Consider the following 14,036-nt stretch of genomic DNA (forward strand, 5'->3'; position numbering starts at 1 on the left):
AGTGAGCAGTGCTCACCCTCACCCAGGGTAATTTTTGCAAAAAGAAAAGCTTGGTCTTATTGCCCTGTTGCGATCTGAATTGGGTCTGCCCCTTCTTCGACAAGCACAGCATCAAGACCACGATCCAACTTTGCACGGATGCGATCGGGATCAGCATCTTCTGGCGTGTTCTCATCAATAAAACTCAGCGCCCGCATCCATTGGAATTGCGCTTCGGTTTTGCGACCAACAGCCCAATATACATCACCCAAGTGATCGTTCACCACTGGATCAACTGGCATCAATTCTGTTGCCCGTTCCATATGAGATACTGCTTCTTCATAGCGCCCCAAGCGATAGAGCACCCAGCCAAGGCTATCGACAATATATCCGCTATCTGGGCGGGTCTCGACGGCGCGCTCGATCATCGCCAAGGCTTCGTCAAGCTTGATCTTTTTTTCGACCAGCGAATACCCAAGGTAGTTCAACACTTGCGGCTGGTCGGGATTCAACTCCAATGCCTGACGGAAATCGGATTCCGCTTGCGGCCAGCGCCCAAGACGTTCGTAGCAAATGCCTCGCGCATAATATGAGAACCACTGGCTGGCATCCGGGCTATCCAGCAGCCCAAGCGCCGCGTCATAAGCCTTCGCCGCATCCCCATACCGTTCTTGCTGGCGCAGCGCATCCCCTAGTGAAGTGTGCACAATTGGCAGATCACCATGTGTCCGCGCAAGCTGCTCTAAGACTTCAATTGCAGCCTCGTTTTTGCCACCGGCGCGCAGCGCTTCGGCGCGTCCCATCTCTGCGGCATGGAAACTATGATGCCCCGATGGGACTGATTTGTAGACGTCCGTTGCAAGATCATATTGCTCGACTTCTTCAAGCAGCTCAGCTGTAAGCAGTAAAGAGTCGATATGATCTGGACGCAAAAATTGCGCCGATCGTGTGTAAAGCAACGTGTAATCTGGCGCTGCTTCGTCTTGCAAAGCATTGGCAACACTGTAGAGCACCTCAGCCATGCCATCACGCGGGCTGGTTACATGAGTGAAGGTCAGCATCTGACCCGCATCTAGTTTCTGACGCATGGCGCGCAGCTCAGGATCGAGGTCTCTGCCAAAGAGCGCATCCATCACCGTGATAGCATCCTGATTGCGTTCAAGCTGACTGAGAATTTCGATGTGGGCCATCACCGCTCGGCGCGACAATTGAACCGTGCTCGCGGTTTCGCCGCCAAAGATGTTTTCAGCGTCTTCAAAATTACCGACTGAGGCCATCGCGAGGGCTTTATGATATAGGGCGAAGCCCTCCAATCCGCGTTCTTCGGCAACTTTATCAAAGCCAGCAAGCGCTTTTGTAATATCTCCGGCCCCAAGGTGCGCCCAAGCCAGCATCAACCCATCCACCAACGGCCCGATGCCATTGTCGGCTTGAATCCGGTTGATCAGCTTTTCAAAGTTCTGTTGCTCCACTAGGTCGGCAAGCAAAACCATATTGCCGATCTGGCTGTTGACCTTCTGAGCCTCAAGCACGCGGGCGGGCGGGATCGCTTTATCGATCTTACCTAGCGCCAAATTCGCCAGAACCAGATTTTCCAGAATAAACGTATCGCGCGGTGCCTGTACAAGAAGCCGTGTGTAGTATTTAGAAGCGCCGGAATAGTCGCTTGCGAAAGTCGCTGAACGCGCGGAGAGATACGCCCCTGCATTTGTGTCTGCGCTCATCGGAAGCGCGGTCGCGCCCAAAAGCAAGGTTGCGGCCAGCAGGTGCAGAGGTATTCTCACAGGGCGATCCTTATTCAGTGTCGTCAAAAAGACTAGACGGCGCGCCCGCATCTCGCAATGGCACATTTCCTATGAAAATAGCTAACGGGGGAATCATCGAACCGGTGAATCACATTTCCGCGAATTTGAGCAGCAAATCGCCGAATGCAGCCCCTGAAACGAATAACGCCCGCGTGAAGCGGGCGTTTTCAGGATCATCAAGCTGACCTTACATATTTGGGTAGTTCGGACCGTCGCCACCCTGCGGAGTGACCCAAGTAATGTTTTGTGCAGGATCTTTGATGTCGCAGGTCTTGCAGTGAACACAGTTCTGGAAGTTCACAACGAACTCTGGCTTGCCATCTTTTTCGACGATTTCATAAACACCCGCCGGGCAGTAACGCTGCGCTGGTTCGTCAAACATTGGCAGGTTGTCAGAGATCGGCTTCATTGGATCGCTCAGACGCAAGTGACACGGCTGGCTTTCCTCGTGGTTGGTCATGGCAAAGCTGACGTTGGTCAGGCGGTCAAAGGACAGCGTGCCATCTGGCTTTGGATAATCGATGGGCTTGTGCGCAGAGGCTGGCTCTGTCGCCTCAGCATCGTTCTTGCCGTGCTTAAGCGTGCCGAACAGAGAGATGCCAAACAGGGAATTCGTCCACATGTCAAAACCGCCAAAGACAAGCGAGGCCACCATGCCGAACTTGGACCACAGCGGCTTCACGTTGCGAACCTTCTTAAGGTCTTTGCCAATCGCGCCAGTGCGCACGTCGACTTCGTAGTCGTGCAGTTCGTCGCCAGAACGGCCTTCGGCAATAGCTTTGTGTGCTGCTTCCGCCGCCGCAATACCAGAGAGCATCGCGTTGTGGTTGCCTTTGATGCGTGGCACGTTGACCATGCCCACAGAACAACCCAGCAGAGCCACGCCAGATGCAACCATCTTAGGCATGGACTGATAGCCACCTTCAGAAATCGCACGCGCACCGTAAGCCACGCGTTTGCCGCCTCTCAGCAGCTCAGCCACCATTGGGTGGTGCTTAAAGCGCTGGAATTCCATGTAAGGGAAGAGATGCGGATTCTTGTAGTTTAGGTGCACCACGAAACCGACGTACACTTGGTTGTTGTCCAGGTGATAGATGAAAGAACCGCCGCCAGCATTCGAACCCAGAGGCCAGCCCATTGTGTGGGTCACAGTGCCTTCTTTGTGCTTAGCAGGGTCGATCTCCCAGATCTCTTTCATGCCGATGCCGAATTTTTGCGGGTCTTTGCCGTCCTGCAGACCGTATTTCTCGATCACTTCTTTGGACAGAGATCCACGCACGCCTTCGGAAAGGAAGACGTATTTACCGTGCAGCTCCATGCCTGGCTCTGTGTTCGGACCATAAGATCCGTCTTCTTCCAGACCAAAGACACCCGCGACGACGCCTTTAACTTCGCCATTGTCACCGTAAACCAATTCGGAACATGCCATGCCTGGGAAGATTTCTACGCCCAATTCTTCGGCTTGTTCTGCCATCCAACGGCAAACGTTGCCCATGGAAACGATGTAATTGCCGTGGTTATTCATCAACGGAGGCATTGGAAAATTTGGAATGCGCACAGATCCAGCTGGGCCAAGCGCATAGAAGTTGTCTTCTTTGACAGGCACGTTCAGCGGCGCACCTTTTTCTTTCCAATCTGGGATCAACGCGTCCAAACCGGATGGATCCAGAACCGCACCAGACAGAATATGCGCGCCCACTTCAGAGCCTTTTTCCAGAACAACAACGTTCAGATCGGCATCCAGTTGCTTCAGACGGATCGCAGCGGACAGACCTGCAGGGCCTGCGCCGACAATGACCACGTCATATTCCATTGCTTCGCGTTCGATCTCGGCCATCTTGGCTTCCTTCCTTCGGGGGCTTCCGGATAGCTACCGGGAAATAATCTTTCTTTCGCGATTGCTAGCCTTTCCCCTTTGGCAAGGTCAATGAAAACACGACGTAAAATTTCAGCTAAACGCCACGTATCCCACGCAAGCGACAAAATGCCCCTGAAATAAGTTGGTTTTGCCTAAGGCGGTGACAGTGAAAGATGCACAAACACGCAGGAAGTGGACGAAGGAAAAGCTTTTCCTTGCATTCACATTGCCATTTAGGTGAGGTACGTCAGCCGTCAACGTCGGGGTGATCCGACCAGTCGTTAAAGAATAATCTTAGGGAAGACACCAATGGACAAGTTTCCAATGACTCGCGTGGGTTTCGCCAGGCTTGAGGCAGAGCTGAAAGTTTTGAAAACTGTAGAGCGTCCAGAGATCATCCAGGCGATCGCCGAAGCGCGTGAATTGGGCGATTTGAAAGAAAATGCCGAGTACCACTCCGCCCGCGAAAAGCAGGGTTTTATTGAAGGTCGGATCAAAGAGCTAGAAGGCATTCTGTCTTTGGCGGATGTGATCGACCCTGCGTCCCTTTCCGGCGCAGTAAAATTCGGCGCGACAGTCACTGTTGCGGATGAAGACACAGATGAAGAAAAGACCTGGCAGATTGTTGGTGAATACGAAGCCAACGTCGAAAAAGGCCTGCTGAATATCAAATCGCCGATTGCCCGTGCCTTGATTGGCAAAGAGGAAGGCGACAGCGTAGACGTGCGCACACCCGGTGGTACAAAGAGCTATGAAATCGTAGAGATTGCATACGTTTAACACCTGTTCTTGTGGGGTTGGTAAATGGTTGAAACAAACGAAAGCAAGCAAGCAACAGCTGGCATCTATGACCGTCCGCGTCACCGCGAAGTAACGGGTATCGAGATTGCCGCGGTCGCACTTAGCTTGCTTTGGCTCCTGGGCACTGTGGTCTTTTTCTTGATTTTAGAGCCCACCAGCGAAGGCACCAATAGCTTGCAATTTATCATGACGATGGTTGCAATCTTTATGCCTGTTGCTCTGATCTGGATTGCGGCCATGACCGCGCGTTCAAGTCGCGTGATGCGCGAAGAAGGTCAAAGGATCAATGCCACCGTCGAAGGGCTACGCCAAAGCTATCTAGCGCAGGCCAGTGGCACAGGTCGCAGCTTGGAACCAACCATTGCTAAAAAGCTCGATGAAATCGCAGCCGCGCAACGCAAGACGGAAACCGCAATTGCGATGTTCTCTACAACGCGTGAAACTCAAGCCGCGCGCCCACCGGTAGAACAGGTTGAACCCGCCCGAGACGAAACCGACCAAGGCCTTTTGGCGCTTGGCACCCAGGCTGAAGAGTTGGACCCGCCGATCAGCAATGCCGACCTAATTCGCGCCATGCACTTCCCTGAAAATGCTGAGGATCAAGAAGGGTTTAACGCGCTGCGCAAAGCCCTAAAGGATCGAAAAGCTAGCCAGTTGGTGCAGGCAGCACAGGATGTTCTGACGTTGCTTTCACAAGATGGCATCTACATGGATGACCTGCGCCCCGATCTGGCACGTCCCGAGGTCTGGCGCCTATTTGCGGAAGGCATTCGCGGCCGCGAAGTCGCTCCACTTGGCGGCGTTCGTGACCGTTCCTCGCTGGCTTTGACCGCTGGACGCATGAAACAAGACCCGATCTTCCGCGATGCGGCGCATCACTTCTTGCGCCGGTTCGATAAGTCGTTTGTCGAGTTTGAACAGACAGCTTCTGATGTTGAAATCACAGCCCTCGCAGAGACCCGCACTGCACGGGCCTTTATGTTACTGGGCCGTGTGGCTGGCATTTTTGATTAAGCAGCCTAAAGATGACTTACAGCCCGAAATCGCGGTAGCTAAAATAGCGCACCAAAGTGCCAGGCTTTATGTCCATGGCCTCGTCGGGCAGCTCCACAAGGCCATCAGCCCAGCTTAATCCCGAAATACGACCGGACCCTTCTGAGGCGAAGGCCTCAACCTGCCCTTCCCGAACACGCGCACGCAGGTATTCACGCCGTCCCGCCTTTTTACGCTTTTCAAAAGATGCAGGCAGCAGAACGCCTTCAGGCTCCTGCCAACCTTCACCGGCGAGCACACCCATCGCAGGTGTCGCAAAGATCAGCGCACAGACCCCAGCGGCAACCGGGTTGCCTGGCAATCCGAAAACAGGCGTTTCATTCCACATGCCAAGAGCCAAAGGGCGGCCTGGCTTGATTGCCAAACGCCACAAGGCCATTGCGCCTGTTTCTTGCAACAGCGCCGACATGTGGTCTTCGTCTCCCGCCGAAGCGCCGCCGCTGGTCAGTATGACATCGGCGCGTTGTGCAGCGTCATCCAACGCCGCGCGCACATCCTCTCGATTGTCAGCGATGCGCCCCAGATCCACTACGTCATGCCCAAGGCGCTTGGCCATCGAAAGCAACATTGGGCGATTGGCATCATAAATTTGATCAGGCGTGGCAGATTCACCAGCCTCAGCCAGTTCATCCCCGGTCGATATCACCGCAACCCGCAAAGGTTTGCGCACCGTGACGTCCTGTGCACCCGACGCGGTCAGCAGCGCCATATCAGTTGCCGTGATACGCCGGCCAGAAGGCAGAACCTCATCACCGGTCGCAAAATCCTCGCCCGCCTTGCGGGCATTCGCGCTAAGCTTCAACGGCCCACGAAAGGCAATTTCCTGCTCACCGAGGGTGACATCTTCCTGCAAAATAACCGTGTCAGTACCAACCGGCATTGCAGCCCCAGTGAGAATACGCAGAGCCTGTCCTTTTGGGACAGTGCCGGAATAGGGTTGACCGGCGGCGGAACGCCCATCGACCAGGGCAACAACATGGGTTCCGGCTTCGAAGGTTGCTCCGGCAACCGCATAGCCATCAACTGCACTATTGGCGGCAGGTGGATTGCTGCGCTTTGCAATGACTGGCGCGGCAAGAACACGTCCAAAAGCATCGCGAACGGACAGGACTTCAGTGCCAACAACAACATCAAGTCGTCGCTGCAACATGGCATGTGCGTCAGCGACCGGAGTCCACTTCACGCCGGGTGGCAGTGCAAAACAGTCGTTCTGTAGCGGTGGCGGTGTCAGCTTTGATGACGTCATTTCTGTGCCTCTTTCGGCAAATCCACATGGTTCAACACCCAATCCGCCACATCGGCGATGGCGTTCAAATCCAGCACAGGCAAGGAAGTGTCCACTGCGGTATCAGACGCAATGGCAACAATCGATGTATTGTCCTGCGAAATTAACGGGCGCTCACGCTCTGCCCGATGACATTCAATTTTGGCATGGGCCCCTGCTTTGAACCCTTCAACCAGCACCAGATCAACCGGATCCAACCGCTCGATCATCGCCGGCAATGAGATTGGCTCAGGTAATTCGCGCAAAAGCGCGTAGCGGTTGTCAGACAGCAAAACCACTTCCTGCGCACCCGCGCTGCGGTGCTTGAAACTATCTGTGCCGGGCTGATCCAGGTCGACATTGTGGTGTGTGCGTTTGATGGTTGAAACGGAATAGCCACGCGCTTTGATCTCTGTCACCAGCTTCGACACCAAAGTGGTTTTGCCGCTGTTTTTCCAGCCGGTGACGCCGAAAACCTTCATGTCATCTGCCTTGCAAGTTCTCGGGCCAGCGCCAAATCTTCTGGCGTATTCACGTTGAAAAACGGATCGACTTGATCTGTTGCAAACACGGCCTGCCCCGCGTCATGGCGATCCGTCCATAGAACAACTTTACGCAACCCATCTGTCAGTGCTTGCCGTAAATCATCACGTAAAGCGACCGACCACAGCCCAAAGGTAGGCTGACGCCAAACCTTGCCATCTGCGCCTTTCGATGCTGCCAGTGCCAGCGGAACAGGACCTGCTGCGCTTAACAATTGCTCAGTCAAATCCGACGGGAAAAACGGGGTATCCGCTGCCGCGGTCACGATAGTGTCGGCCCCTTGATCATAGGCCCAATCAAGCCCCGCCAGAACACCTGCAAGCGGCCCCGGAAATCCAGCAATACTGTCAGGCAATACCGGCAACCCAAAACCCTCGAACCGGTCCGCATCGCCATTTGCATTCAACGCCATCGCACCGACCTGTGGCCGCAGCCGAGCAATCACCTGCTCAAGAATAGTAACGCCATCTAGGTCCAACATGCCTTTATCGCCGCCGCCCATTCGTCGGGCTTGGCCACCGGCCAGGATCACGCCTAGAGGTTTCATCATGCCCGCGATCCTTTGCGCGCAGATTTTGACGGCTCATCCGCAATGCTGTTCAAATCCGCATCCATGATCAGCCGCTCTGCACCGGACAGGCAGACAAAGCGTTTGCCTTTCATGCGGCCCACCAAGGTCAGGCCAACCTGATTTGCAATCTCGACACCCCAGGCGGTGAACCCAGAGCGGCTAACCAGTGCGGAAATGCCCATCAAGGCGCATTTGATTACCATCTCCGACGTCAAACGCCCGGTGGTATAAAGCACCTTGTCCGCACCGCTCGTGCCTGTTTGAAACATCCAGCCCGCGACTTTGTCGACAGCATTATGCCGCCCGACATCTTCCATGTAGACCAAAGGCTGATCCGCCTGACACAACACCGTGCCATGAATCGCGCCCGCTTCTAGGTAGAGCGATGGCGTGCGGTTGATCTTTGACGATAAGGCATAGAGGTCAGAGGTCTTAACCTGCAATTCAGGTAGGCTGACGTCAGCCAATCCTTCCATCATATCGCCAAACACGGTGCCAACTGCGCAACCACTGGTTCGGGTTTTGCGGTTCAACTTATCTTCGTAGTCAGTTTCTGTGTCGGTGCGCACAACCACCGTTTCAAGCTCTTCGTCGAAATCGACGGAGGTCACGGTCTCATCATCCTGCAACATGCCCTGATTGCGCAGGAAACCCAAAGCCAGAAGTTCAGGGTAGTCGCCAATTGTCATGGCTGTCACGATTTCGCGTCGGTTTAAGAAAATCGTCAAAGGACGCTCTTCTACCACCGAGATATCAGCCTCTTGCCCGGATTGATCGATCCCACGCACAGCCCTCGTCAAGCCGGCGCGTTTCGGGTCGGGCGCGATCAGATAATTGATGTCCGTCAGCTTTGCCAATTGCATCTCGCATTTCAGGTGGTTACGGCTAATGTATCTTCAAATTTAGGCCCTCGGCATGGCAACCACCACCACTAAAACCGCATTCTGGGAGGGATTTCGCGACGGGGCACCGTTTTTTCTGGTGCTGGCGCCCTTTGCCGCCCTGTTTGGCGTCGTTGCAACCGAAGCCGGGTTGAACGTATTTGAAACTCTGGTCTTTTCCATTGCCGTGCTGGCGGGCACCGCCCAATTTGCCGCGCTACAGCTGATTTCGGACAATACGCCAACCCTGATTGTGATTGCTTCTGCCCTGGCTGTGAACCTGCGCATGGCGATGTATTCCGCCAGCCTCGCGCCCCATTTTGCGGGCGCACCTTTGTGGCAACGCGCCTTCGCCGCCTATTCCACAGTGGATCAAAGCGCAGCACTGTCTCTGACCAAATATGATGCCCAGCCTGAAATGCCACGCGCGGCAAAGCTTGCTTATTTCTTTGGGGTCATCACAGTCGCCCTGCCCACCTGGTATGGCTTTACTTTGGTTGGCGCACTTGGCGGTCAAGCTGTGCCAGAAAGCTGGGCGTTGGATTTTGCTTTGCCCATCACATTTCTTGCCATGATCGGCCCCATGATGCGCACCCCCGCACATTTAGCTGCAGCCTTTGTCTCTGTGGTCGGCGCTTTGGCGTTAACAACCGTGCCTTATAACCTTGGGCTCCTGATCGCAGCCCTTTTGGCGATGATGACGGGCGCGCAGGTCGAGCTTTGGCTCTCAAAAAAGGAGCCACGAGATGAATAAGGTCATGCTTTGGTCCGTGATCCTCTCACTGGCTTTCGGCAGCTTTGGACTGCGTTTTCTGTTTATTGGATTTATCGGCAATCGCGAATTGCCCGCATGGATCCTGCGCCACTTGCGGTATACGGCGGTTGCCATTCTTCCGGGATTGGTCGCACCGCTTGTATTATGGCCGGCGGCCACGGATGGGCAATTAGACCCTGCACGATTGGCAGCGGCTTTGGTGACGCTCGCGGTTGGGTATTGGCGCAAAAATATTCTCTTTGCGGTCGCAGCCGGAGCAATCACACTCTACGGCTGTCTTTTTCTGTTTGCTTAAAGCCCAGCGCGGCGTTCGTATTCAGGCACAAACGCCCGCAAGACACCGGTTTTATCATCGCTATCATATTCATAGAGACGTTCAAATGTAGCACCCTTTGCAGCAAAGGTCTCCATCAAACGTTTCGGATAGTAAGACGGTTTGACGTCTTCAAATCCAGGAAGTTTGGATAAAAGTTGCGACGTCGACATCGCGCAATGCGATTGCATCACAGCTGGATGGTTGATCACCATCTGCAACGCCTGCTCAGCAACCTCTGGCGATACCTCGATCGTCTGGATCACCACATGATATGTCTCGCGGGCGTGAAAACGGGTGTATTGATCCACCATGTACGGTGTCATGCCAAAAACCGTATCATTGCGCGATACGATCTTTTCATGACGAAACGATCCCGCCGGATCAAAGGCAACGCGCTGCGAGCCATTCACCATGATCGATGTATGGGCCCCTGCACCATTCCGATTGGACAGCATGGTGTAGAGCGTGATGCTGGTGGGGCCGTTGTGGGTATAGGCCGCACGCGAGACCTCTTCGAGATTCGCGCCGCCTGCGTTTGGAACGGTACAACTGGCGAGTGTTGCAACCGAAGCCGTTAAAACAACCGTTTGAACAATACGTTTCAACATAACCACCGCCCCATTTACCCAGATTTTATGCTGGTTTAGCTGTTAAACAGCGCCAGAAAAATCAAAATACCAATAGATGCCGCTGCAACATAGGTAGACGCTTTGATAAAGCCTGCGAACGCTTTTTCCTGCGTTTCGGTGCTCATTGTGCCGTGTTCATGTTCAGACATAATTCTGTCCCTTCTAACTGGTTTGACCGCTGGATACTGCAAATCGCCCGCGCTGTCACCCGCACATTCCGCGACAAACTGCCAGCAAAGCTTGGCGAAACAGGGCGAGCAGGTGGGCGATTAATCAGGCCTTGAGACGCCTTAAGCGTTTTCTTCCAGATCGCGCGCCAATTGGAACCCAATTCGAGTGGGTTCTTTCGCTTCAACCTGTTTGGGCAATGCGCGCAGCATCACGTTCAACTGGCTTACATGCTGCACCAACTGAGTTTTTGCGCCTGCGGTATCTGTCCCATGGAAGGTCACCATATCAGGATCAAAATACCCCATGCCTTCAATGCGCAGCACGCCGGCATCACCACCGACAAAGCCCATGGCAATCTCATGCTCGTTATCAAGCTGTTGCTCGAAGTTCTGGATATACAGAATCAGACGCTCATAGGCCCATTCTGCGGGGCTCTTTTGCTGCACGGGTTTGCCTGCAACCGCGGCTGGCAGATCTTTTTTGCCGCCTTTGGTGGCATCAACCTCATAGCGACGCGGCAGGGCTGCCGCTTCTTCAGCCTCTGCAGAGGTCTTGATTGTCTTGCCCATTACTCATTCCTTTTTCTGCCACAGCCAAGCGCCATCTTCCCGGCGCTCTCGGCGTACATCGCCAAGATGGTACAGATGATTAAGATGAGCAATCGCTTCAACCAAAGCGAGACCATATTCGCCCTTGCCGATCTTGCGCTTAAAGAGCGGCGCAAAACAGTCGCCAGCCACACGCGGTTCCTCAAGATGCGCAAGCAAACGATCAAGCGCGCCGTGATGATTATCAATCAGCTGACGCATGCGTGTTGGCAGGCCTGTGAAAGGCAATTTATGGCCCCCAAGGACCAATTGATCAGACTGAGCATATTCAGAAAGCCGTTCACAGGCTTCGAGCCAATCCGCGACAGGATCGGCCTCAGGCTCGGTTGCGTAGACCCCGATATTGGAGCTGATCGAGGGCAAAACCTGATCGCCTGAAATAACGAGATTGTCATCGCGCGACCAAAGCGTCAGGTGCTCTGGCGCGTGGCCATTGCCCATATGGACGTCCCAATCGCGTCCACCAATCCGAATCACATCATCTTGCTTGATGCGCTTAAACCCCAAAGGCATGGGGTAAACGACATCGGCAAAATTGAAAGGGCGCTCAGATTTACGCTCTCCAAAAATGGTCTGATCCATACCGGCAGATAAGTAAAAATCCAGTGTTTCCTGTCGCGGCACGGCCTGTTCATCCAGTTGCAACATCCGCGCAAACAACCATGCGGTGCGCGTTGTCCAGAGAATGGCGCCATACTCGCTCTGAAACCAGCCAGCCAACCCAACGTGATCCGGATGATGGTGGGTGACGATCACCCGCGAAACCGGTTTGCCACCCAACGGTCCTGCCAGCAACTTTTCCCAGATCGCCCGCGTACGGCGAGAGGAAAAGCCCGTGTCCACGATGGTCCAGCTATCGCCATCGTCCAACGCATAAACATTCACATGATCCAGCGCCATTGGCAGCGGCAGGCGCATCCATAGAACGCCTTCGGCAACCTCAATGGCCTCGCCTTCCGCAGGAGGCTTTTCCCACGGATAGCGAATTCCGCTTAGGTTACTCATGCGCTGAGGTCACCAATACTGAGGTCATAGAGCCCTTTCGCACCCTGCATGGCATGGGCGAAAGCACCGGCATGTTCAGGCAATAGGCGACTGATGTAAAAGCGCGCCAGTTTGGTCCGGGGGCCTTCTGAACCCTCAGCGCAGGCTGCTTTCAGATGATAGTGCGCACCAAGTACGCGCGCGAACCCGTTCAAAAACGGCACGCAGCCCGCAAATCGCTCATTCAAATTGCCCTGACTTACCATCCACTCGGTTGCCTCGCGCAACGTCTCGGTTGCTTGCCAGACAGCTTCCGCCATATTCGGGCGCGTCCCTCGCGCATCTTCAGCAAAGCTCTCGATCTCATCGATCAAGGCATATGCAGCTTCACCGCCATCCATCAGTTTCCGCGCAACCAGATCCATGGATTGAATTCCGTTGGTGCCTTCATAGATCGACGTGATCCGCACATCCCGCGCGTATTGCGCCGCACCGGTTTCTTCGATGAAGCCCATGCCGCCATGCACCTGAATGCCCAGATCCGCGACCTTTATGCCGGTGTCGGTGCCAAAGGATTTGGCAATCGGGGTCAAAAACGCAGCCCGCGCCTTCCAATCGGCGGTGCCTGTGGCATTGCCCATATCGATCGCCAAAGCGGTCTCCAAAGCAATAGCCCTTGCGGCAAAGGTCTCCGCTTTCATCGTCGCCAACATCCGGCGTACATCGGCGTGGTCGACGATCGTGCCTTCCCCCAAAGGAGTACGTCCCTGCTTGCGCTCTAAAGCGTAAGCCAACGCATGCTGATATGCACCCTCAGCCGCGCCAACACCCTGTCCGCCAACGTTCAACCGCGCATTATTCATCATGGTGAACATGCATTTCATACCGTCGTGTTCTTCGCCAACAAGCCAACCCGTCGCGCCATCATATTGCATCACCGCAGTCGGGGAGCCATGGATGCCCATTTTATGTTCAAGACTGACAACCTTGAGGCTGTTCGCGACGCCGGGCTCACCATTCTCATCAGGAATATGCCGCGGCACCACAAAGAGGCTGATGCCTTTGGTGCCTTTGCCGCCATCAGAAAGACGCGCCAAAACCAGATGCACGACGTTCTCGGCAAAGTCTGAATCGCCCCAGGTGATGAAAATCTTTTGGCCAGTGATGGCGTAGGAGCCATCGTCATTGCGCGTGGCTTTTGTGGCCAACGCCCCCACGTCTGATCCGGCCTGTGGCTCGGTCAGGTTCATCGTCCCGTTCCAAGCACCGGAATTCAGCTTTGGCAGATAGGTCTGTTTGATTTCTTCCGTCGCATGCGCTTCAAGCGCTTCGATGTGCCCCTGTGTCAGCAGAGGATTGAGCTGCAATGCCAGATTGGCCGACGCCATCATCTCGTTCACCGCCATGGTCACAGTGAAAGGCAGCCCCATGCCTCCGTATTCCGGATCAGCCGCCGTCGAAATCCAACCGCCTTCCGCCATGCTTTGAAAGGCTTCGGCAAATCCAGGGGAGGTTCGTACCTTGCCGTTTTCCAGAACTGCCGGTGTTAGATCACCGTTGCGCAGGGTCGGATACAACACCTCTTCGCTCATTCGGCCCGCTTCAGTCAGAATGGCTGAAACAGTATCTCCATCGACATCTGCAAATTTTTCGGTTCCTTGGATCTGATCCAGTTTGATCAGATTTTGGAAGATGAACTCATATTCACCGGTCGGCGCGCGATATGGCATGCAGAGAACCCTTACTGGTTGGCTTTACGTCAGGAGGCTTGTATTCAGCCCAGATCAGCATAGAAACC

General features: G+C 54.5%; 15 protein-coding genes. 4 read left to right on the forward strand and 11 right to left on the reverse strand.

Translation table 11 applies throughout. The features are described 5' to 3' along the window. Positions 1-56: 56 nt before the first annotated feature. Both JXQ85_RS10755 and JXQ85_RS10760 read right to left on the reverse strand, forming a co-directional pair. A complete protein-coding gene (locus tag JXQ85_RS10755; RefSeq protein ID WP_421748900.1) occupies positions 57-1,763 on the reverse strand; it encodes a tetratricopeptide repeat protein in 1,707 nt (568 codons plus the stop codon). Between the two features lie 208 nt (positions 1,764-1,971). After that, on the reverse strand, positions 1,972-3,621 hold the full coding sequence (locus JXQ85_RS10760; RefSeq protein WP_421748901.1) for a 4Fe-4S dicluster domain-containing protein: 1,650 nt from the start codon (positions 3,619-3,621) through the stop codon (positions 1,972-1,974). Between the two features lie 330 nt (positions 3,622-3,951). Between JXQ85_RS10760 and greA the strand changes: the two genes are divergently transcribed. Together greA and JXQ85_RS10770 are read left to right on the forward strand one after the other, a co-directional pair. Then, positions 3,952-4,422: a transcription elongation factor GreA gene (gene greA, locus JXQ85_RS10765; RefSeq protein ID WP_421748902.1), complete on the forward strand. Its 471-nt coding sequence runs from the start codon at positions 3,952-3,954 to the stop codon at positions 4,420-4,422. Positions 4,423-4,446: 24 nt separating this feature from the next. Beyond that, complete coding sequence (locus JXQ85_RS10770; RefSeq protein WP_421748903.1) at positions 4,447-5,457, forward strand: hypothetical protein; 1,011 nt, start codon at positions 4,447-4,449, stop codon at positions 5,455-5,457. A 16-nt stretch (positions 5,458-5,473) separates the two neighbouring features. On the opposite strand, the gene glp is transcribed toward JXQ85_RS10770, so the two are convergent. From glp to JXQ85_RS10790, 4 genes are read right to left on the reverse strand one after another with little or no spacing between them, the layout of a single operon-like run. Next, the gene (glp, locus tag JXQ85_RS10775) at positions 5,474-6,742 is read right to left on the reverse strand and encodes a gephyrin-like molybdotransferase Glp (protein ID WP_421748904.1); all 1,269 of its coding nucleotides are present in this window, start codon (positions 6,740-6,742) and stop codon (positions 5,474-5,476) included. Further along, positions 6,739-7,242, reverse strand: coding sequence for a molybdopterin-guanine dinucleotide biosynthesis protein B (mobB, locus tag JXQ85_RS10780; protein WP_421748905.1), 504 nt, complete (start codon positions 7,240-7,242; stop codon positions 6,739-6,741). The genes glp and mobB overlap by 4 nt, the downstream gene beginning before the upstream one ends. Continuing rightward, positions 7,239-7,853, reverse strand: a complete 615-nt coding sequence (gene mobA, locus JXQ85_RS10785; RefSeq protein WP_421748906.1) for a molybdenum cofactor guanylyltransferase MobA — start codon at positions 7,851-7,853, stop codon at positions 7,239-7,241. Before mobA ends, mobB begins: the two co-directional genes overlap by 4 nt. Then, positions 7,850-8,737: a formate dehydrogenase accessory sulfurtransferase FdhD gene (locus JXQ85_RS10790; protein ID WP_421748907.1), complete on the reverse strand. Its 888-nt coding sequence runs from the start codon at positions 8,735-8,737 to the stop codon at positions 7,850-7,852. Before JXQ85_RS10790 ends, mobA begins: the two co-directional genes overlap by 4 nt. Before the next feature lie 52 nt (positions 8,738-8,789). Between JXQ85_RS10790 and JXQ85_RS10795 the strand changes: the two genes are divergently transcribed. Both JXQ85_RS10795 and JXQ85_RS10800 read left to right on the forward strand, forming a co-directional pair. Then, the gene (locus tag JXQ85_RS10795) at positions 8,790-9,509 is read left to right on the forward strand and encodes an AzlC family ABC transporter permease (RefSeq protein ID WP_421748908.1); all 720 of its coding nucleotides are present in this window, start codon (positions 8,790-8,792) and stop codon (positions 9,507-9,509) included. Next, positions 9,502-9,825 carry an AzlD domain-containing protein gene (locus JXQ85_RS10800; RefSeq protein ID WP_421748909.1) on the forward strand — a complete coding sequence of 108 codons (324 nt, stop codon included), beginning with the start codon at positions 9,502-9,504 and terminating at the stop codon, positions 9,823-9,825. Before JXQ85_RS10795 ends, JXQ85_RS10800 begins: the two co-directional genes overlap by 8 nt. Here the strand turns inward: JXQ85_RS10800 and JXQ85_RS10805 are convergent. The 5 genes from JXQ85_RS10805 to JXQ85_RS10825 form a co-directional block, all read right to left on the reverse strand. Further along, on the reverse strand, positions 9,822-10,454 hold the full coding sequence (locus JXQ85_RS10805; protein WP_421748910.1) for a hypothetical protein: 633 nt from the start codon (positions 10,452-10,454) through the stop codon (positions 9,822-9,824). The genes JXQ85_RS10800 and JXQ85_RS10805 overlap by 4 nt on opposite strands. A gap of 35 nt (positions 10,455-10,489) precedes the next feature. Beyond that, positions 10,490-10,624, reverse strand: a complete 135-nt coding sequence (locus JXQ85_RS10810) for an aa3-type cytochrome c oxidase subunit IV (RefSeq protein ID WP_421748911.1) — start codon at positions 10,622-10,624, stop codon at positions 10,490-10,492. A 141-nt stretch (positions 10,625-10,765) separates the two neighbouring features. After that, entirely contained in the window at positions 10,766-11,215 is a 450-nt protein-coding gene (locus JXQ85_RS10815; RefSeq protein ID WP_421748912.1) for a DUF6173 family protein, read from the reverse strand. A gap of 3 nt (positions 11,216-11,218) precedes the next feature. Then, positions 11,219-12,259: an MBL fold metallo-hydrolase gene (locus JXQ85_RS10820; protein ID WP_421748913.1), complete on the reverse strand. Its 1,041-nt coding sequence runs from the start codon at positions 12,257-12,259 to the stop codon at positions 11,219-11,221. Further along, positions 12,256-13,968 (reverse strand): acyl-CoA dehydrogenase, encoded by a 1,713-nt coding sequence (locus tag JXQ85_RS10825; RefSeq protein WP_421748914.1) that lies wholly within the window; start codon positions 13,966-13,968, stop codon positions 12,256-12,258. The genes JXQ85_RS10820 and JXQ85_RS10825 overlap by 4 nt, the downstream gene beginning before the upstream one ends. Positions 13,969-14,036: the final 68 nt, after the last annotated feature.

The sequence above is a fragment of the Cognatishimia sp. genome (genome assembly GCF_049116455.1).
Taxonomy (GTDB): Bacteria; Pseudomonadota; Alphaproteobacteria; order Rhodobacterales; family Rhodobacteraceae; genus Cognatishimia.